The sequence below is a fragment of the Azospirillum tabaci genome (genome assembly GCF_014596085.1).
GTDB classification, from domain to species: Bacteria; Pseudomonadota; Alphaproteobacteria; order Azospirillales; family Azospirillaceae; genus Azospirillum; species Azospirillum tabaci.
In genome coordinates this window covers 96,757-116,125 of record NZ_JACCJY010000022.1, presented here as the reverse complement: position 1 = coordinate 116,125, position 19,369 = coordinate 96,757, and the positions used below count along the sequence as shown (strand labels likewise).

Below are 19,369 nucleotides of genomic sequence, written 5' to 3'. Positions count from 1 at the left end.
GCCGCCCGCGCCTTCTGACCGCCCTTATCCTTGCCCTCGCCGCCGCATGCCGTCGCCATGGTCACACGCGGTAGTTCCGCACGGCCTCGACCAGACCCTGGCCGAGATCGTTGAGGTTGGTGGCGGCCCCTTCGAGCTGGCGGGTGCCGGCGGCGGTCTGGCTGCTCGCCTCGCGGATGTTCTGAAGCGCCTGGATCACCTGCTCCAGGCCGATCTGCTGCTGGTTGGTGCCGGCGACGATCTGCTGGAAGGCGAGCACGCTCTCCTGCACGCTCTCGGCGAGGTCGCGGATGGTCGACTGGGTGGCGTCGGTCTGGCGCTTGCCGGCGCCGACGCGCTTCACCGCCTCCTCCGTCAGCATGACCGAGGCGTTGATGCCGTGCTGGATCTCGCTGAGGTTGGAACGGACCTGGGCGGTGGCCTCCTTCGACTGGTCGGCGAGGCTCTTGATCTCGCTCGCCACCACGGCGAAGGTCCGGCCGTGCTCCCCGGCGGCGGCGGCCTCGATGGCGGCGTTCAGGGCCAGGAGGTGGCAGCGCTCGGCGATGTCGTTGACGGTCAGGATGATCTCGCCGATCGCCTGGGTGCGCTCCGACAGGATGACGATGTTCTCGGCGACCGCTTCCGCCTGTTCGCGGATGGCGTCCATCGCCTGGTTGGTGTCCTCCACCGCCTTCAGGCCGGTCTCGGAGTTGGAGGCGGCGACCTGGGCGTTCTGCGCCACGTCCTGGGCGCGTCGGTTGATCTGCGCGCCGGATTCGGTGATCTCGCTGAGCGTCGCCGTGGTCTCCTCGACGGCGGCGAGCTGCTGGGCGACGCTGGCCGCCTGCTGCTGGGTGGAGGCGCGGATCTGCGCGGTCGCGGCGTGCATGCTCTCCGCCGTGGCGCGGGTGGTCCTGGCCATGTTGCGCAGGTTGCCGGTCATCTCGTTCAGGTGGGTGCCCAGTTCGGCCAGCTCGTCGTCGCCGGGCACGGCCACCGTCCTGGTCAGGTCGCCCTTGCCCACCTGGGTGACGTAGCCGATGGCGGTGCCGAGCCGCCGGGTGATCGAGCTGCCGATCAGGATGGCGATGGCGACGGCCAGAGCCACCACGATGACCAGCGCCAGGATCGAGGAGCGCACCGCCTCGTCGTAGAGCGAGCGGATGTTCTGGCGCCCGGCTTCCGACAGGCGGCTGATGTCGCTGTGCAGGTTGGCGAGCTGGCTCGCCATGGCCACCCGCATCTCCTCCACCCGCGTCAGGCGCGACAGCGCCTCCGGCTCGGTCCCCGCCGCCACGCGCTCCATCAACGTGTTGGCTTCCTCCAGCATCCGGTGCGAATACTGGTCGAAGCTGTTGATCTGGGTGACCAGCTCGCTCCAGATGCGGCGGCGTTCCTCCGTGGTGCCGTCCTCGGCCCGTTCGGAGGCGATCCTCTTGAGCTTGTTGATCTGCTCGAACATCACCGCCGAGCCGTCACGATAGCGCTGGCGCAGTTGGGTGATGTCCGGCGGTGCGCCCTGGAGTTGCGCCAGCGCCGCGGCGTGGGTCGCCGCCTCGCGGTAGCTGCGCAGGTTGCTCTCGGTCACCTCGATCTCGCGCACCGCCTCCGACACCTGGATGTCGTAGGTGGCGATGCCCATCATGACCTTCATGCCGTCCGCGAAGCGCATCATCTGGAACGCCGCCAGCAGCCCGGTCAGCAGGCAGACGACCCCGAAGCTGAGCATCAGCTTGTGCTTGACCTTCAGTTCCATTCTTCTTTCATGCTCCTCAGCGTCTCCAGGATCGCCGGCACGTCCAGCACGGCGACACGGCCCCGGGTAATGGCGGTGACGAAGGACCCGGCCTCCGGCGGAGCCTTCGCGTCGGTTCCATCCAGCTCCATCACCGTGTCCACAGTGCGCAGGCGCAGCGCCACCGGCCGTTCCCCGCCGCGCAGCACGACGGCGAAGCCGCCGCCGGCGGGAACGGCGTTGCGTCCGCACAGCCGGTCCACGTCGAACAGGCGCATCACCCGCCCGTCGATGGCGATCAGTCCCAGCAGCTCCGGCGGCGCGTGGGGCACGCGCGCCACCCGCGGCAGCGGCACGATGCGGGACAGATGGCGCAGGTCCAGCCCGTACAACCCGTCCGCGCCGCGCCCGACCAGCAGGGCAACCGGCGCCTCCTCCTTGGCCGTGGCGTCGGCCTCCTCGGAAGAGGGGACGCGCGCCAGATCCTCGGCGCGGCGGCGCAGGAGCGCGTCGGCCCAGGCGCCGCCCGGCGCCGCGGCGGCCTCCGCCTCCCGACCCTGGCGGGCCAGGCGCGCGCGGACGGCGGCCCAGTCGATGCCGTCTGTCGCCTTGGCCGTCTCTCCGGTTCCGGTCCGGTCGTCCATCACGGCTCCTCACCCGAGAACCAGAGGTCGATCATGCTGCGCAGTTCGGCCACGGTCAGGCCGCCGCCCTCGGCCACCAGTTCCGTCGCGTCGTGTGTGGCGACGGTGGCGCGGGCGTTGCGGAAATGGCGTTGCGCCGGGGCCAGCTTGCCGCGCCGCCAATAGGCGAGCGCCAAGTGGTAATCGGCCAGCGCGAAGTCGGAATCCAGATACAGCGCTCGCTTGAAGGCGGCGATCGGGTCGCCGACGCCCAGCTCCTCCTCCAGCAGGCCCAGCCGGAAATGGACCGCGGGGTCGAGGCGGTTGCGCTCGGCCAGGGCGATGCAGGCGTCCAGCGCCGCCGCCCGGTCGCCGTCGGAGGCGGTCACGGAGGGGCCGGCGGAGGAAGGAACCGCCGGCTGCGGGGTGGGCAGGGAGGCGGGCGTCGGCTTTGCCGCGGTGGCGCGCAGCCGTGCCACGGACTCCGTCGCCGTGCTCCGCTTCTTGGCCGGCTTCGGCTCGGCGGGCTTCGCTTCGGCGGGGGGCGGCTCGACGGCGATGGATGGCATGTAGGCGGGCAGGGCCGCCGGCAGAGCGGCTGCGGGGGCGCAGCCGGGGCGCGGCTTGCGGTAGATCGTGGCGCCGGGAACCGGCACGGGGGTGAACAGGCTGTTGACCTGCTGCCCCGTCTCGGCATGGCCGACCACCAGCCAGCCGTTGGGCACCAGCACCTCGTGGAGGTTTTCCAGCAGGCGGGTGCGCGTCGGCTCGTCGAAATAGATCATGACGTTGCGGCACAGCACGACGTCCAGCGCGCCCAGGCCCCGCGGGTAGTTCGGCAGCGGCCCGTCCACGAGGTTGAAGACGGAGAAGCTCGTCCACTCGCGGAAGCGCGGCTTGACCGCCCACAGGTCGCCCTGCCGGTCGAAGCATTCCGCCAGGACCGCCGGGTCGAGCCCGCGCACCGCCCAGTTCCCGTAGACGCCGCGTCGCGCCGTTTCGATGAAGCTGGCGTTCAGGTCGGTGCCGACGATGCTGACCTGCCAATCGCGCAGCCGGTCGGCGAAATGTCGCTTCAGCAGGATTTCGAGCGTGTAAGCCTCCGGCCCGATCGAGCAGCCGGCGCTCCAGATGCGCAGCAGGCGGCTCTCCCGGTTGCGGCGCAGGCATTCCGGAATGGCGACGGCGCACAGCGCCTCGAATTGCTCGGCGTAGCGGAAGAAGAAGGTCTCGCCGACCGTCAGCTCGTTGATGAGCGCCTGATATTCCGGCCCGGCCGGCCCCTCCGCGGCGAGCTGCGCCAGATAGGCGGCAAGGCCGAGGGTCGGCTTGTCCGACAGGCGGCGGTTGATGCGCTCCGCCAGGGCGGCGTCCTTGTCGGCGTAGTAGGCGAGGCCGGTCGCCCCGATGACGGCGGCCTTGATCCGGGGAAAGACGGGGTCGCGCAGGATGGCGTCGATGCGGTTCATCGGGCCGCCTCCCCGGCGCCTTCGGCTGGATTGTCCGCTGCTTCGGGGGCGCCGAGCCGGGCCAGACGCTCGTCGGCCATCGCTTGGAAGGCGGCGAGCAGCCGACCCTCCGCCTCGGTCAGCAGGCGGGACGGGTCGATCACCGTGGCGGTGCCGGCGCCGTGGGGGATGGTCGCCACGGCGCAGCCGTTGAAGGTCAGGCCGGCGTCAGCCGCCGTCCGCTCCGCGTCGGGGATGGCCAGGATGTTGAACACCCGCTCGGCCAGCAGGGCCAGCGGACGGCCGTCCCAGTCGGTCAGGAACAGCGGCGCGTACAGCTCCGGAGGCGCGGCGTCGAAGCCGAACAGCAGATCCAGCCGCAGGACCGGGACGGCGCGGCCCTGGTAGCGGAACAGCCCGGCAACCACGGCGGGTGCGGCGGGCGGGCGATCCAGGCGGGGCAGCGGAAGGAACCGGCGCACGGAGTCCGCCGGCAGGGCCAATGCCCTGCCGGAGACGGAAAAGATCACGTACCGTGTCGCGGATGCCGTCGCAGCCATCGCGGGCGCACACCTTCCTATCGCAGTTGCCCTATCGCAGGTGCCGGCTCCGAAAAGAGCAGCCGGACCCTGGACCCGATTATCGGGTGGCGCCGGGGGGCTTTGAAACCGGCGCAGAACATGCCGCATCGCACCCGGGATGGAAATACCACCAAAGGCAAAAGCCTCAGCCCAAGGTAGCGGTATGACGCCGGTCATATCGCGGGCTCCGGAAGGCTTGCTGTTTTCGCAGTTGCGGTTACAAACATTCCCCGGCCGCCGTCCGGCCCCGCTGCCGCCGACCAACCGCCACCGACCGGAGGGACTTTATGATCAAGGTTGTCCGAGCGAAACTGCACTGCCTGCGCGTCACCGACGCCAACCTGAACTATCAGGGGTCGATCACCCTCGATCCGGAGCATTGCGAGGCGGTCGGGATCTACCCGCTGGAATTCGTGGAGATCTGGAACAAGAATTCCGGCGCGCGGATCAGCACCTACGTGATCTACGGCGAGCGCGGCTCGCGCTGCTGCGTGCTGAACGGCTCGGCGGCGCGGAGCTGCCAGCCGGGGGACGAGGTCATCATCGCCGCTTCCTGGTATTGCCAGCCGACGGAGCTGGCGACGCTGCGGCCGCGGGTGCTGACCTTCAACGCCGACAACAGCATCGACCGGTCGCTGACCTACGACGTGACGGCGCTGGACGGCGGGCGGTTCGACTTCGCGATTCGCGAGGGCGCCTTCCTGGAACCGGAACCGGCCTGACCCGCCGGTCCCGAATTCCCGCAAACAAAAGAAGCGCTCCTGAGCGAGTCCGCGCGCAAAGCGAGCGGCTCGGCGACCTGCGCGTGTCTTGCGAGCGATGGGTCATGAGTCCCACTTGAACGCGCGGCAATTTTTGCCTACTCTACCTGAGTGGGAGTGCGGACAGCGAGGAGTGCGTGTCATGGGCGTCGGCGGCATAGGGGGCTATCAGCAGCAGCCTTTCACGACACCGTTAAGCAGCGGGCCGGCGGCCCTGCAGCAGACTCGGGGAACCGATCCGAACCAGCAGGCCCAGAAGGCCGAAGAGGATCGCCGCCAGCAGATCCAGGCCCAGGATCAGCAGGCGCAGCAGAGCCAGCAGGCCCTGTCGTCGGGCGGCAACACCACCCCGACCCGCGGACAGAACCTCAACATCACGGTCTGATCGCGCGTCGTCCAATCGGGGCCCGCCCGGCTGGTCCGAGGCAGGGCCCGCAGGGGAAAGGCGGCCAGCCATGGACATCCGAAGCGTTTCCGGCATCCAGGCGAACCGGCCGACTCCGGCATCGGCGGTCTCGACCCCGCCGTCCGTGGCCGATGCCGCGGCACAGACCTCCCAAACCGCGTCCAGCGCTGCGGACCAATCGAACTCGGCGGCATCCCCGTCCGATCCCGTGGTGGTGGCGGGCGGCTACATCAGCCCGGTCCTGCGCTACGACCAGAGCGCCCGGCTGGCCGTCATCTATTTCCGCGACCGCTCGTCGGGCGAAACCCAGAACCAGATCCCGGCGCAGCAGGTGGTGGAGGAGTACCGCCGCACCGCCAGCCGCCTGGGCGTCCCGACCGACGCGGCGGCGGAAGGCCATGGCCCGGGCAAAGGGACGGCGGCCTCCGGTGGTGCTGCCACACCGGGCGGCGCCGAACGGAGCGCTGGATCGGGATACGGTGCCACCCTGTCGAGCGGCGCCCCGTCCACCGGATTGCCGTCCACCGCAACGCCGCCCGCAGCGGGCGCCGGTCCGATGGCCGCCAGCCCCGCCACCGTTCCCCGTGTCGCCGGGTCCTATGGCGCCGGTTCGCCGGGCGCCATCGTTTCCGTCACCGTCTGATCCGGCAGCTCGAAGCGGGCGACCAGCGGCGCGTGGTAGCTTTCCGGGGAATGGCTGACCGTGGCGTGGGCGACCAGTTCGTCGCCCAGCGCCTCGTTGTGGATTTCGGCGGAGCGGAACCAGCCCAGCAGGGCGCGCGACACCAGCAGATGGTCCAGCATCACCGCGTCGCCGCCGTGCAGCACGGTGAAGCGCCGCTCCTCCGGGACGGAGCGTTCGAGCGGCACCAATGACCGCCCGGCGAGATGGCCGTTGCCGGTCTCGTCCAGGTCGGCGCGGATGATGCGGACGGGGGTCTGCTCGATCTCCGCGTTGAGGTCGCCGGCGACCAGGATCAGCGCCTGCGGGTCGGCGTCGAACACCCGTTCCACCGCCAGCCGGGCCTCCAGAGCCTGCCCGGCCCGCTTGATCGAGGCCAGATAGAAGCCCTCCGCCCAGCCGCCGACGCTCTTCCAGGTGGAGGCGTTCTTCTTCTGCCCCGGCACCGGCGCGGCGATCGGCGCGCGCAGATGCAGGTTGAAGACGTGCAGCCGCCGCCCGCCGGGCAGCTCGATTTCGCCATGCAGCACCGGGCGGTCCCAGGTCACGGCCTCGCCGCCCGGCTGGGCCGGGTCGGCGGTGACCATGCGGACCTGCGGGGACGGCACCAGATCGTGCCGGTACTGCCGCGCCGCCAGGATCGGCCAGCGGCTCACCAGCACGAGGTTGTGGCGGTCGGCCAGCTTGGTCCCCTCGCCGCCGGAGGTCCGGTGGAAATCGGCGTAGGGGCCGCCCTCCAGCAGCCGGGCCAAAGCGCGCAGGGTTCGCGGCTCCCCCTTCGCCGCGCGCTGGCCGTTGACCTCCTGAAGGCACAGGATGTCGGCGTCCAGCCGCTCCAACTGCGGGCGCAGAACGGCGGCGCGCTCCTCGAAGGAGAGGTCGCCGGTGTCGTCCAGGCTTTCCAGGTTGAAGGTGGCGATGCGGATGCTGCGGCTCATGACCCCTCCCCGGACGCCCGGCCTGCCGCGGCGCGTGGGCGCGCCAGGAACAGATGGTTGCGGTTGATGCGCCGCCGGCGCCGCCGGTGCGCGCTCAGCATCGCCGTGGAGGCGACGAGCATGGCGTCCAGCCCGGCCTCGGCCATGCGCTGGGGGGTGTCGGTACCATAAATCCGGTAGTGATAGGGGTGACCGAAGGCGGCCAGCCGCTTGGCGGGGGTGTCCATCGCCGGGTCCTCCCGCGTCGGCCCCTTGGGGTCGTAGGGGAACAGCAGGACGGCGCGGCCCGAGGGCTTCAGCACGCGGGCGATCTCGCGCAGGGCGGCGCGGTCGTCGGGGACATGCTCCAGCACGTGGCTGGACAGGACGAGGTCGAAACGGCCGTCCGGGAAAGGCAGGTCGGTCAGGTCGGCCTGCACGTCGGCGGCCGGGTTGAAGCGGTCCAGCGTGACGTAGCGCCGGCCGTGCCGCGCCCGCAGCAGCGGCTCCAGGCAGGGCTCGGGAGCGGTGTGCAGGATGCGCAGAGACCGGCGCAGCACGTCCGTCCGCTCCGCCAGGAAGCTCCACAGGAAGCGGTGCCGCTCCAGCGACCCGCAGTCCGGGCAGCGGGCGTTGCGCCGTCCGCCCAAGCCGAAGGGCAGGAAGCGCGCCGCCTCCCGCCCGCAGAGCGGGCAGAGCAGGGGGCCGGCGGCGGGCGTCAGGCCGCGGGCGCGCTCGTAGCGCGGGCGCTCGTACAGCGACTCCCGCCGGTAGACGGCGGCCTCGTCGAGGTTCTGGTCCGCGATGGCGGGCAGCAGGCGGGACAATCCATGGAGCATGGGGATCAGAACAGTTCCACGTCGCCATCGATCCCGGTCTTGCGCAGCCGGTCCATGAAGGAGGTCTCGGACCGGGCGATGTCCCGCACCGTCTCCTCCCCGATCAGGCGGCGCTGGGTGCGGCCCGATGTGGGGTAGAAGCGCACCGCGCGGGCCGCCGTGCCGCCGACGTCCCAGCTCATCGTCGGGATGCCTTCGGCCGCCAGATACTCCATGACGAACTCGACGTTGCGCTGGCCGATGCCGGCGCTGCGCGGGGCGCCGTTCACGCTGGCCCCGCCGAAGATCTTGGCGCGCAGCCGGTCGCGCCGCCCGGTCGCCGCCAGCAGCCGGTTGATGAGCTGCTCCATGGCCGCGCTGCCGTAGCGGGAGGAGATGGACAGCCGGTCGCCGTTGTGGTCGGGCAGCAGGAAATGGTTCATCCCGCCGATCGCCGCGACGGGATCGAACAGGCAGGCGGCGATGCAGGAGCCCAGCGTGGTGGTGATGACGACGTTCGGGTCGTCGCTGACCACGCAGCCGCCGACCACGATGTTGACCACCTCCGCACCCAACTGCCGGTCATGGTAGCGGTTGGCCGCGATGTCCGGCGTGTCGGAACCCTGCTGGTGTCGGCGTGCGCGCGGGCTGATCGGCATCCAGGACCTCGGTGGGACATTCAGTCGCAGTGTACAACCGTCCCTCGCCCTCCGCCAAGCGTCGCGGTCAAGGGCTCCTGCAATCGGCGGCTCTCACAAGCCGGCGATCCACAACTCCAGCAGGTCGGCCTGGAGCTTGCGGGCGCGGGCCAGCCAGGCGCGGGCCTGCGGGGGGATCTCGGCGATGCGGCGGTCCATCGTCCGGTCCATGGCGGCGCGCTGCGGCTCGTCGGTGACGAAGAAGGCGAAGCCCAGCGTGCGCCCGTTCGCCGTGGTCAGCGTGCCGGCCAGCGCCTTGGCGTAGGCCAGGGTGCCCGACTTGGCGCGCACGCCGGGTGGCAGGACCTTGCCCTCGTCCTCGCCGGGGAGAAGGGCCAGCACCGCCGGACCGGCGCCGCGGATCAGCGCCATGGTCTGGGCCGGGGTGATCCGCGACGCGGCGCTGAGGCCCGAATGGTTGAGCAGCCGCAGCCCCGTCCAGTCGGTGCGTGGGTCCGCCAGCATCGCCGGCGCGGTCAACACCGCCGCCGATTGCGGCAGCGTCTGCACCGCCGGGTCCAGGCGCCGGGCGGCGGCCAGCCCGATCAGTTCCGCCGACAGGTTGTTGGAATAGCGCAGGACCTGCCGGGCCAGGACCTCCAGCGGCTCGCTGCGGTGCAGGGCGGCGAGCGTGGCGGTCGGCGGCACCGCGCCGGGGGCCGGGGTGGGCAGGGTGATCCCCGCCTCCGCGGCCAGACGGCGGAAGACCTGCGCCGCCGCCAGACCGGGACGGGTGACCGGAAGCCACAGGCTGGCCGCCATTCCCGGCTGCGGGGCGAAGCGCCAGCGCTCGCCCTCCGGTTCTCCGTTGGCCGGTTCGCCATCCGCGGCGGCGAGGGGGGTGAAGGCGGCTCCCGCCCCGGCCCCCATCCCAGTGGCGAGTTGCACCGTCACGCTGTCCAGCGGCACGCGCCCCCCGTCGGACACCGACCAGGCGCTGACCCGCACCGGCTGGCCCGCGGCGGCGGGGCGCGCCCAGTCGAAGCGGAAGCGGTTGAAGTTCAGCGACAGCGCCCCGACACCGGTGTTGTAGCCGGCGGTCCAGGGCTGCCCGGCGTCGATCTCCGGCATCTCCGGCAGGGCGGAGGTGTCGTAGAGGAAACGCCCGGTCACCCGCGTGACGCCCAGCGCGCCGAGGTCGCGCAACAGCGCCGTCAGCCCCTCGGTGGACAGCGAAGGGTCGCCGCCGCCCTTCAGGACCAAGTCGCCGTCCAGAATGCCGTTTTCCAACCGTCCGCTGACGTGCAGCGTCGTTTCGAACCGGTGCTCCGGCCCCAATACCGCCAGGGCGGCGGCCATCGCCGGCAGCTTGGCGACCGAGGCCGGGGCGAAGGGCTTGGCCGGCTGCCGCTCCGCCAGGACGGCGCCGCTGTCCGGATCGAACAGCACGTAGCCGACGTCGCCGGCGGAAAAGCCGTTGCGGGCGATCGCCGCCCGGTCGTCCGGACCGGTGGCGTCATACGGGGACGCGCAGGCCGACACCGCGGTGACGCAGGCCAGCAGGAGCAGGAAGGAGAAGGTCGGGATCCGCATGACGGCCAGTCTAGCGCAATGCCCCGGTCCGCTTCTTCGTCAATCCGGGGGCGGTTTGGGAATCTTGCTGCGCAGACAATCCGCTTACCGTACGATGATGGCCTCAAACGACGCCACGCCTTTGGGAAAGAGCTGCAAAGCCCATGATGTCACGGCGCCGAAGCGTCACGTTCGAGGTGGTCGTCGAGCAGGGCGGAAAACCCAACATCGACGGCGTCTTTCCTGACGAGGCCGCAGCGCGGGAGCGCGCGGCCTATCTGCTTCGTCTTGCGAAATTTCCGGTTGTCCGAATTTTAAAGGTGAATCAGGCGGGCAAGGAAGAAGTCATCTTTCAGAAGTCCACCTCCGGTGGCGGAAAGCCGACCACCATTTCCCCCATCGACGAGACCGACGTCGGACCCGCCAGCCTCTGCACCGACGCGCTCCAGCTCTTTTCCTTCGAGAGCCGGATGCTGCTGCTGCGCCTGCTGCGCGGCTATTGGGACGATCAGGCGGTGATTCCGGCCGAGCAGCTCCACCGCTACTACCCGCTGCGCTATTTCGAGCGGGAGGCCCTGCTGTTCAACCCGGCGGTCAGCCGGCTCGCCACCCTTCAGGCGCCCTTGCTGGGCGTGAAGCCGTTCGACCGGCACGACCAGCTCATGCGGATGTTCACCAAGCTGAAGGAGCTGGCGCAGGCGTCGGACACGCTGGCGCCCTTCGACGCGGCGCTGGTCCGCGGCGGGATGGGCGGCCTGCTGGCGGCGGCGGCGGAGCGTCCGCCGGAGGAGCGCGACCGGCTGGTCACCCACGCCTTCGCCGCGGTGCTGGAGCCCTGCCGCGACTGGCCCGGCAAGGTCAAGGCGTTGCTGCGCTTCCACCGCGAGGACGGGGAGGAGGCGAACCGCCATCTGCTCGACCAGATGCTGGCGGAAACGGTCGACGGGCGGGAGCCGGTGCGCGCGCTGATCGGCTACGCGCCCGACCTGGGGGCGGCGCTGCAAAGCCTGGTGGCGGCGGTGCACGGCGACCTCGACGACCGGCTGCCCCACACCGACGAGCTGCTGGCCCTGTCCAACGCGCTGGGCGGCGGCGGATACGACGAGACGCGCAAGGCGCTGCTGCGTCGCATCCAGGGCGGTCTGGCCGGCCTGACCCCGCTGACCCGCACCGGCTCCGCCGCGGAGGGCAAGGCCTTCGGCATGATCGTCGACCGGCTGACCAACTTCGACGGCTTCCTGGGCGGCGCCGGCATGGCGGAGGCGCTGACCCGGCGCGCCAAGTCGGTGTGGAGTTCCGGCGGGCAGGACGCGTCCTTCGACATGGCGGTGCAGCGTCTGGCCACCCGCCTGCCGGCGCCGGCCCAGCGCATCGGCTATCTGCTGGACCTCGCCACCAGCCCCTTCGGGCGCAACAAGCTCAGCGTCCTGATCCGGCAGGTCGCCACGGAGTTCGAGAGCATCACCTCGGCCCGCGAGCTGGTCGCGCCCGGCGTCAGCACGGACGACGTGCGCAGCGGCCTGGGCCGCCGCCTGCGCGCCGCTGGCATCCCACGCGCGCTGGCCGAGGGGCTGATCGCCAAGATCGCCGCGATTCCGGACGGCGAACGGTCGCTCGGCCTGCCCCTGCTGGCCGCTCCGGGAGTCGGCGCCGTGACGCGGGCGACCGAGGAGACGGTCCTGATCGACGTCCCGAAGGCGGCGGCGGAGCGGCTGGTGCTGTTCTGGCGCGGCCAGACCCGGGCGATCCCGGAGGACGGGACGCAGATCGTCATCGGGCGGTCGTCGCAGTGCCAGTTCGTCCTGGACATCGCCTCGGCCTCGCGCCGGCACGCCGCGGTGTCGCGTCAGGACGGCGTCTTCGTGGTCGAGGATCTCAGCCGCAACGGCACCCAGATCGCCGTGCCGGGGGTGGCGGAGCCGCGGCGGCTGAAGCCCGGCGAACCGCTGCCGCTCCCGCCGCGGGGCGAGATCGTCATCGGCTCCGCGGAACTGGGCGAGGAGCCGGCGCGCATCGCCTGGGAAATCGTCAAGCGCTGAACGCCTCGTCCAATGGACGCAGCGCGGGGCGCCAGCCCTCGCCGCGCACCGCCAGCGCGCCGATCAGTCCCGGCGCCGGGCGCAGGTCGAACAGCGACCAGTCCAGAGCACTCCCGGCCTCCAGCGCGCCGTCCAGGCCCAGCAGGCGGACGGGGCGGCCGGGCGTCAGCTCCACCGCGAAGCGGTCGAGCGGCATGGACAGGCCCTGGCCGGTCGCCTTGATGAAGGCCTCCTTGCGGGTCCAGCCGTTCAGGAACGCCTCGTCCCGCAGCGCGTCGGGCAGGGCGGCGAAGGCGTCGCGCTCCTCCGGCGCGAAGAAGCGCTCGGCGATTCCGGCGGCGTCCGGCACGGACCGCAGCCGTTCGACGTCCACGCCCAATTCCACCGTCTCGACGGGGGCGATGGCGATCAGCACGTGGTCCTTGCAGTCGGCGAGGTTGAAGGCCGGGCCGCCGGGGAGGGCGGGTTTGCCCATCGGCCCGTAGGCGAAGGCCAGAGTCGCCGGGTCGCGGCCCAGCACCCGCCCGAGAAGATGACGCAGCAGCCCGCGCCGCAGCGCGCAGCGGGTGCGAAGCGCCTCCGTCGCGAAACGGGCGGCCCGCGCCGCCTCGTCCGGAGAGAGCAGGGCGCGGAACGCATCCAAACGGTGCGCCAGCCCGCGCAGGTCGGCATACCAGAGCTGAATTTCTCCCGTTTTCCGCATCGGATGTCCCCATTCCCCGGATTCGGGACTATAACCGCGCTGGCCCCGCGCGGCGATTGCGCTATCATGCGCCTCCCTTTTGCCGGATCTGGAATCATGGTCGATACCGCTCAGCTTGCTCCGCATCTGTCCAACGTCGTCAAGGACGCCGCCATTCCCGAGCTGCCCAACCACTACCGGGGCAAGGTGCGCGAGAATTACGACCTTCCCGACGGGCGGCGCGTCATCATCGCCACCGACCGGCTGTCGGCCTTCGACATCATCCTGACCGCCATCCCCTTCAAGGGGCAGGTGCTGACCCAGATCGCCCGCTACTGGTTCGAGGCGACCAAGGACCTCTGCCCGAACCACGTCCTGGAATACCCGGACCCCAACGTCGTGGTCGCCAAGCGGCTGACCATCATGCCGGTGGAGATCGTGGTCCGCGACTATCTGGCCGGCACCACCGGCACCTCGCTGTGGACGATGTACAAGAAGGGCCGGCGCGAGATGTACGGCCACGTCTTCCCCGACGGGCTGCGCGAGAACCAGAAGCTGCCGGACACCATCATCACCCCGACGACCAAGGCGTTCGACGCCGGCCATGACGAGGAACTGACCGCCGCCCAGATCGTCGAGCGCGGGCTGCTGACCCAGGCCCAGTGGGACGAGGTGACGGAGAAGGCGCTGGCCCTGTTTGCCCGCGGGCGCGAGATCGCGGCGGCGCGCGGCCTGATCCTGGTCGACACCAAGTACGAGTTCGGCTTCGACGAGGCCGGCAACATCATCCTGGCCGACGAGATCCACACGCCGGACAGCAGCCGCTACTGGTTCGCCGCCAGCTATCCCGAGCGGTACGAGGCCGGGCAGCGCCCGGAGAGCTTCGACAAGGACTTCGTGCGGAGCTGGGTGACCCAGCGCTGCGACCCCTACAAGGACGCCATCCCGGAAATCCCGGCGGAGGTCGTGCTTGAGGCCGCCCGCATCTACATCGAGGCGTTCGAGACCATCACCGGCCAGACCTTCCAGGTCCCGGCGGAGGTCACGCCGGCGGTGGAGCGCATCCGGGCCAACCTGGCGCCCTATTTCGCGAAGCCGTGATGAAGATCGCCATCCTCGACGACTACCAGAACGTCGCGCGCGATCTGGCGGAATGGCATCGCCTGCCCAACGGCAGCGCGCTGACGGTCTTCGAACGGCCGATCCCGGCGGAGGAGCTGGCGGGCACGCTCGCCCCCTACAGCGTCCTGGTGATCATGCGGGAGCGCACGCCGTTCCCCGCGTCGCTGATCGACGCGCTGCCGAACCTGCGGCTTCTGATCACCACCGGGGGCCGCAACAACGCCATCGACCTGGAGGCCTGCAAGGCCCGCGGCATCACCGTCTGCGGAACCGGCATGGTCGGCACCCCGACGGCGGAGCTGACCTGGGGCCTGATCCTGGCGCTGGTCAAGCGCATCCCGCAGGAGGAGCGCGGCCTGCGCGCCGGGCGCTGGCAGGCCGGCCTGACGCAGGGGCTGGCCGGCAAGCGCCTCGGCCTGGTCGGGCTGGGCAAGCTGGGCACCCAGGTGGCGCGGGTCGGCCAAGCCTTCGGGATGGAGGTCGCGGCCTGGAGCCCCAACCTGACCGACGAGCGGGCTGCGGCGGCCGGCGTTTCCCGGCTGGACAAACGTGATCTGTTCGCCACCTCCGACATCATCAGCGTTCATCTGGTGCTGGGCGAGCGGACGCGCGGCGTGGTCGGAGCGGACGACATCGACGCGATGAAGCCCTCCGCCTTCTTCGTGAACACGTCGCGCGCCGGTCTGGTGGACGGGGACGCCCTGCTGGCGGCCCTGCACGAACACCGCATCGCGGGCGCCGGGCTGGACGTCTTCCCCGTGGAGCCGCTGCCGGTGGACAGCCCCTGGCTGGAGGCCCCGAACACGGTGCTGACGCCGCATCTGGGCTATGTCACCCGCGAGAACTACGAAGTCTTCTACCGCGACGCGCTGGACGACATCCTCGCGTGGCACGCGGGCGAGCCGGTGCGGATGCTCGCGTAAGGACGGGACGATCCCGCCCCGCCCTTTTCCCATGGCGTGGGGAAGGGCGGGGCGTCCCGCATGGGCGCAAGCCCTTAGAACTTTTCCAAAGTCCCAGACCTTGCCCGCATCAATTCTCCATGCGGCGGCGGGCCGGCTTTGCCCGTCCGTTTTTCGCCCCCGCCTCGCGGAATGTGGGATTACAGCCGCGGCCAAGACGTAGATGGAAGGCAGCCCCGCCACTTGTGGGGCGCGATTCCATTCCCAGAATGGGTGTGGAACCTGCGGCAAGGGCGGACATGGACGAGGTTTGTTGCGATGCGTGGGCCATGCCGGGGCTGCGTGTCCGTGGGGTGGACCGGCCACCGATCCCAGCGGCGATCGGCGCTGTGGACAGGACGTGCCGAATTTGATTGGCCGAATTTGATTGGCCGAATTTGATTGGAAGCCTGTTGGTTCACGGCCAGCCCGGCACGGAACGCGGTCTTCCAGGACAGGAGATTGAAGGTTTGCCACCCATGGAGACAGGAATGAACATCTCGGACCTCTTGTCCGCACACAACGTCATCCTCGATGCAGGGCCGGCCAACAAGGAAACCCTGCTCGACCTTCTGGCCACCGAGGCGGCCAGCCGCATCGGGACCCCCAAGGAGGATATTCTCAAGGCCCTGCAGGCGCGGGAGCACATCGGCTCCACGGCGCTGGGCAAGGGCGTGGCGCTTCCCCACACGGAACTGCGCGGGACCGAGAGTCCGCTGGTGCTGTTCGCGCGGCTGCGCAAACCCATCGATTTCGAGGCCCGCGACGACGAGCCCGTCGATCTCTTCTTCCTCGTCCTCTGGCCGACCGCGACCCGCAAGGGCCTGCTTCCCGTCATGGGCGAGATCTGCCAGGCCCTGCGCGACCCGCAATCCCTGCGCAGGCTCCGTCAGGCGGAAACGCCCGACGCGGTGGTGCAACTCGTCCGGCAGGCGCTTCCTCCCAACACCGAACGGGAGCCTGACGACGACGATTTCTGACCGGACGATTTCTGGCCGGCGCGGCGAGGGACTTCCATCCTTCCTATATTCGTAAAGCCGACAGTTCTCAGCATTTTGGCCCCTCCGATTGCCCGAGACCCCATTGTCACAGACCATGTCCGACGCCCTGTTGCTCCTGGCCGCCACCGGCCTTCCGTTCGCCGGCGCGATCGTCGCCGGGATGCTGCCGACGCACGCGCGCAACACCGCGGCGTGGCTGGCCGGCGTGATCGCGCTGGTCGGGCTGGGGCTGGTGTGGGCGGCCTACCCGACGGTGGCGGCGGGCGGGGTGATCCGCCATTCGATGGCATGGATGCCGTCGCTCGGCCTCGATCTGGTGCTGCGGATGGACGGCTTCGCCTGGCTGTTCGCCGGGCTGGTGTTCGGGGTCGGCGCGCTCGTCGTTCTGTACGCACGCTATTACATGTCGGCGGACGACCCGGTCCCGCGCTTCTTCGCGTTCCTGCTGGCTTTCATGGGGTCGATGACGGGGGTGGTCCTTTCGGGCAACCTGATCCAGCTCGCCTTCTTCTGGGAGCTGACCAGCCTCTTCTCCTTCCTGCTGATCGGCTACTGGCACCACACGGCGGCGGCGCGCGACGGCGCGCGCATGGCGCTGACCATCACCGCGACGGGCGGGTTGTGCCTGTTCGCGGGGGTGCTGCTGCTCGGCCACATCGTCGGCAGCTACAACCTCGACGTCGTTCTGGCCTCGGGCGACAAGATCCGCGAGCACGCGCTCTACCTGCCGGCGCTGGTCCTCATCCTGATGGGCGCCCTGACCAAAAGCGCTCAGTTCCCGTTCCATTTCTGGCTGCCGCACGCCATGGCGGCCCCCACACCGGTCTCGGCCTACCTGCATTCGGCGACTCTGGTGAAGGCCGGCGTCTTCCTGATGGCCCGGCTGTGGCCGGTGCTGGCGGGTACGGACGCGTGGTTCTGGATCGTCGGCAGCGCCGGTCTGGCCACCCTGCTGGTCGGCGCCTATGTGGCGATCTTCCAGAACGACCTGAAAGGACTTCTGGCCTATTCGACCATCAGCCATCTCGGGCTGATCACGCTGCTGCTCGGGCTCAACAGCGAACTCGCCATGGTCGCGGCGATCTTCCACATCATCAACCACGCCGCCTTCAAGGCGTCGCTGTTCATGGCCGCCGGCATCATCGACCATGAAACGGGAACCCGCGACCTGAGGCGCCTGTCCGGCCTGAACCGTTTCATGCCCTTCACGACGCGGCTGGCGATGGTGGCGGCGGCGGCCATGGCGGGCGTGCCGCTGCTGAACGGCTTCATCTCGAAGGAGATGTTCTTCGCCGAAACGCTGTCGGCTCAGGGGTCCGTGACCTTCCTGCTCGACATCCTGCCCTTCGCCGCGATGGTGGCGAGTGCCTTTGCCGTGGCCTATTCGCTGCGCTTCATCCATGGCGCCTTCTTCGGCCCCGACCCGGTCGACCTGCCGCACCTGCCGCACGAGCCGCCGGCCTGGATGCGGCTTCCCGTCGAGATCCTGGCGCTGGCCTGCATCATCATCGGCCTGCTGCCCGCGGCCACGGTGGGACCTTATCTGGACATGGCGGCCCACGCCGCGCTCGGTGCCGCGACCCCCGAATACAGCCTGGCGGTCTGGCACGGCTTCAACACGCCGCTGGTGATGAGCCTGCTCGCCCTGGCGGCCGGCGTGACGCTCTACTTCCTGCTGCAGCCGCTGTTCCGGAACAACATCGACGGGCCGCCCTTCATCAGCCGCCTGGAAGGTCGCCGCATGTTCGAGCGCAGCATGGTCTTCCTGTCCTGGCGGCTCGCCCGGTCGCTGGAAGGGCTGCTGGGCACCCGGCGCCTGCAGCCCCAGCTCCGTCTGGTCGTCTGCGTCGCCATCCTGGCCGCGGGCTGGGCGGTCTACCGGCGCGGGCTCGGCCCCGGCAATCTGGTGCCGCAGGGCATCGACCCCGTGCTCGCCCTGATCTGGGTGATCGGCGCGGCCTGCGCGCTGGGGGCCGCGTGGCAGGCCAAGTTCCACCGCCTCGCCGCGCTGATCCTGCTCGGCGGCACCGGGCTGGTCACCTGCATCACCTTCGTCTGGTTCTCCGCCCCCGACCTCGCGCTGACCCAGCTGCTGGTCGAGATCGTCACCACCATCCTGCTGCTGCTCGGCCTGCGCTGGCTGCCCAAGCGGCTTCCCGGCACCGGCACGTCGGAAGTGATGCGGACGGGGCGCCGCCTGCGCGACCTCGCCATCGCCATCACCGCCGGCCTCGGCATGGCGGGGCTGGCCTTCGGCGTGATGACCCGCTTCCCGCCGGAAATCCTGGCGCAGCATTTCCTGGAGCGCGCCTACAGCGAGGGCGGCGGCACCAACGTCGTCAACGTGATCCTGGTCGACTTCCGCGGCTTCGACACGCTGGGCGAGATCGCCGTGCTGGGCGTGGTGGCGCTGACCGCCTACGCGCTGCTGCGCCGCTTCCGCCCGGCCCCCGACAGCGTGGACGTGCCGGAGCAGCAGCGCGACCAGAGCGCCTACGACATCGCCCGGCCCGAGCGGCGGGAGGGCGACACCGTGGCCGACTGGCTGCTGATCCCGTCGGTGATCGCGCGGCTGCTGTTCCCGGTGGTCGGCATGGTCGCGCTGTTCCTTCTGCTGCGCGGCCATGATCTGCCCGGCGGCGGTTTCGCCGCAGGACTGATGGGCTCGATCGCCATGATCCTGCAATACATGCTGGGCGGCACGCAGTGGGTGGAGGCGCGGCTGCGCGTCCTGCCGCTGCGCTGGATGGGCCTCGGGCTCCTGCTGGCCGCCGGCACGGGCTTGGCCGCCCTGCTGTTCGGCCGGCCCTTCCTGACCACCTACTTCGCCTACGCGGACCTGCCGCTCATCGGGGAGATTCCGACGGCCAGCGCGCTGCTGTTCGACATCGGCGTGTTCGCGCTGGTCATCGGCGCCACCATGCTGACCCTGATCGCGCTGGCCCGCCAGTCGGTCCGCGGCCATCGCGCCGCGGCACCCCGCGCCCCGGCGGCGAGCGCCCCCGCGGCGCCCGCTCCCGTGGCAACCGCTGCCCCGACCGCCGCAACCGGAGACGACTGATGGAACTTATCCTCGCCCTCGGGATCGGGGTGCTGACGGGCTCCGGCGTCTGGCTGCTGCTGCGTCCCCGCACCTTCCAGGTCATCATCGGCCTGTCGCTGCTCTCCTACGCCGTCAACCTCTTCATTTTCTCGACCGGTGGCCTGCGCACGGGGGCGGCCCCGGTGCTGGAGCGCGGCATGGCCGGCAGCCTCGCCACCCACGCCGACCCGGTGCCGCAGGCCCTGGTCCTCACGGCCATCGTCATCAGCTTCGCGACGACGGCGCTGTTCCTCGTCCTGCTCCTCGCCGCGCGAGGCCTGACGGGAACCGACCATGTGGATGGCAAGGAGAAGTCCCGGTGAACGGGTGGCCAATGAG

At 70.4% G+C, this 19,369-nt stretch carries 17 protein-coding genes and 1 pseudogene; 9 read left to right on the top strand and 9 right to left on the bottom strand.

All coding sequences use genetic code 11. The annotated features are described in order from the left end of the window. Positions 1-61: 61 nt before the first annotated feature. Genes H0B54_RS19700 through H0B54_RS19685 form a run of 4 tightly spaced genes read right to left on the bottom strand, consistent with a single transcriptional unit; the run spans position 62 to position 4,348 of the window. Positions 62-1,738 carry a methyl-accepting chemotaxis protein gene (locus H0B54_RS19700; protein WP_188261736.1) on the bottom strand — a complete coding sequence of 559 codons (1,677 nt, stop codon included), beginning with the start codon at positions 1,736-1,738 and terminating at the stop codon, positions 62-64. After that, complete coding sequence (locus tag H0B54_RS19695; RefSeq protein ID WP_188261735.1) at positions 1,729-2,361, bottom strand: chemotaxis protein CheW; 633 nt, start codon at positions 2,359-2,361, stop codon at positions 1,729-1,731. The genes H0B54_RS19700 and H0B54_RS19695 overlap by 10 nt, the downstream gene beginning before the upstream one ends. Then, on the bottom strand, positions 2,361-3,809 hold the full coding sequence (locus H0B54_RS19690) for a CheR family methyltransferase (protein WP_188261734.1): 1,449 nt from the start codon (positions 3,807-3,809) through the stop codon (positions 2,361-2,363). The genes H0B54_RS19695 and H0B54_RS19690 overlap by 1 nt, the downstream gene beginning before the upstream one ends. After that, the gene (locus tag H0B54_RS19685) at positions 3,806-4,348 is read right to left on the bottom strand and encodes a chemotaxis protein CheW (RefSeq protein WP_188261733.1); all 543 of its coding nucleotides are present in this window, start codon (positions 4,346-4,348) and stop codon (positions 3,806-3,808) included. Before H0B54_RS19685 ends, H0B54_RS19690 begins: the two co-directional genes overlap by 4 nt. A gap of 308 nt (positions 4,349-4,656) precedes the next feature. On the opposite strand from H0B54_RS19685, the pseudogene panD reads away from it, so the two are divergent. The 3 genes and pseudogenes from panD to H0B54_RS19670 form a co-directional block, all read left to right on the top strand. Then, positions 4,657-5,055 (top strand): annotated as a pseudogene (panD, locus tag H0B54_RS19680) (aspartate 1-decarboxylase); the annotation flags it as partial. Positions 5,056-5,272: 217 nt separating this feature from the next. Beyond that, complete coding sequence (locus tag H0B54_RS19675) at positions 5,273-5,515, top strand: hypothetical protein (RefSeq protein WP_172428500.1); 243 nt, start codon at positions 5,273-5,275, stop codon at positions 5,513-5,515. Positions 5,516-5,585: 70 nt separating this feature from the next. After that, positions 5,586-6,179 (top strand): hypothetical protein, encoded by a 594-nt coding sequence (locus tag H0B54_RS19670; protein ID WP_188261732.1) that lies wholly within the window; start codon positions 5,586-5,588, stop codon positions 6,177-6,179. Here the strand turns inward: H0B54_RS19670 and H0B54_RS19665 are convergent. From H0B54_RS19665 to H0B54_RS19650, 4 genes are all read right to left on the bottom strand, one after another. Then, on the bottom strand, positions 6,134-7,156 hold the full coding sequence (locus H0B54_RS19665) for an endonuclease/exonuclease/phosphatase family protein (RefSeq protein WP_188261731.1): 1,023 nt from the start codon (positions 7,154-7,156) through the stop codon (positions 6,134-6,136). The two genes, H0B54_RS19670 and H0B54_RS19665, sit on opposite strands and share 46 nt — an antisense overlap. After that, the gene (locus H0B54_RS19660; RefSeq protein ID WP_188261730.1) at positions 7,153-7,974 is read right to left on the bottom strand and encodes a class I SAM-dependent methyltransferase; all 822 of its coding nucleotides are present in this window, start codon (positions 7,972-7,974) and stop codon (positions 7,153-7,155) included. Before H0B54_RS19660 ends, H0B54_RS19665 begins: the two co-directional genes overlap by 4 nt. A gap of 5 nt (positions 7,975-7,979) precedes the next feature. Then, on the bottom strand, positions 7,980-8,612 hold the full coding sequence (locus H0B54_RS19655; RefSeq protein ID WP_188261729.1) for a chemotaxis protein: 633 nt from the start codon (positions 8,610-8,612) through the stop codon (positions 7,980-7,982). Between the two features lie 93 nt (positions 8,613-8,705). Beyond that, complete coding sequence (locus H0B54_RS19650) at positions 8,706-10,184, bottom strand: D-alanyl-D-alanine carboxypeptidase/D-alanyl-D-alanine-endopeptidase (protein WP_188261728.1); 1,479 nt, start codon at positions 10,182-10,184, stop codon at positions 8,706-8,708. Positions 10,185-10,327: 143 nt separating this feature from the next. Between H0B54_RS19650 and H0B54_RS19645 the strand changes: the two genes are divergently transcribed. Beyond that, positions 10,328-12,202, top strand: a complete 1,875-nt coding sequence (locus H0B54_RS19645) for an FHA domain-containing protein (protein ID WP_188261727.1) — start codon at positions 10,328-10,330, stop codon at positions 12,200-12,202. Here H0B54_RS19645 and H0B54_RS19640 read toward each other — a convergent pair. Continuing rightward, on the bottom strand, positions 12,192-12,905 hold the full coding sequence (locus H0B54_RS19640; RefSeq protein WP_188261726.1) for a 4'-phosphopantetheinyl transferase family protein: 714 nt from the start codon (positions 12,903-12,905) through the stop codon (positions 12,192-12,194). The two genes, H0B54_RS19645 and H0B54_RS19640, sit on opposite strands and share 11 nt — an antisense overlap. 96 nt (positions 12,906-13,001) lie before the next feature. On the opposite strand from H0B54_RS19640, the gene H0B54_RS19635 reads away from it, so the two are divergent. The 5 genes from H0B54_RS19635 to H0B54_RS19615 all read left to right on the top strand — a co-directional run bounded on the left by H0B54_RS19635 (position 13,002) and on the right by H0B54_RS19615 (position 19,353). Beyond that, a complete protein-coding gene (locus tag H0B54_RS19635; RefSeq protein ID WP_094305049.1) occupies positions 13,002-13,985 on the top strand; it encodes a phosphoribosylaminoimidazolesuccinocarboxamide synthase in 984 nt (327 codons plus the stop codon). Beyond that, entirely contained in the window at positions 13,985-14,929 is a 945-nt protein-coding gene (locus H0B54_RS19630; protein WP_188261725.1) for a D-2-hydroxyacid dehydrogenase family protein, read from the top strand. The genes H0B54_RS19635 and H0B54_RS19630 overlap by 1 nt, the downstream gene beginning before the upstream one ends. Positions 14,930-15,438: 509 nt before the next feature. Beyond that, on the top strand, positions 15,439-15,927 hold the full coding sequence (locus tag H0B54_RS19625; RefSeq protein WP_188261724.1) for a PTS sugar transporter subunit IIA: 489 nt from the start codon (positions 15,439-15,441) through the stop codon (positions 15,925-15,927). A 115-nt stretch (positions 15,928-16,042) separates the two neighbouring features. Next, positions 16,043-19,009: a monovalent cation/H+ antiporter subunit A gene (locus tag H0B54_RS19620; RefSeq protein ID WP_188261751.1), complete on the top strand. Its 2,967-nt coding sequence runs from the start codon at positions 16,043-16,045 to the stop codon at positions 19,007-19,009. Continuing rightward, complete coding sequence (locus H0B54_RS19615; protein WP_014197933.1) at positions 19,009-19,353, top strand: Na+/H+ antiporter subunit C; 345 nt, start codon at positions 19,009-19,011, stop codon at positions 19,351-19,353. The genes H0B54_RS19620 and H0B54_RS19615 overlap by 1 nt, the downstream gene beginning before the upstream one ends. The last annotated feature ends 16 nt before the right edge of the window (positions 19,354-19,369 follow it).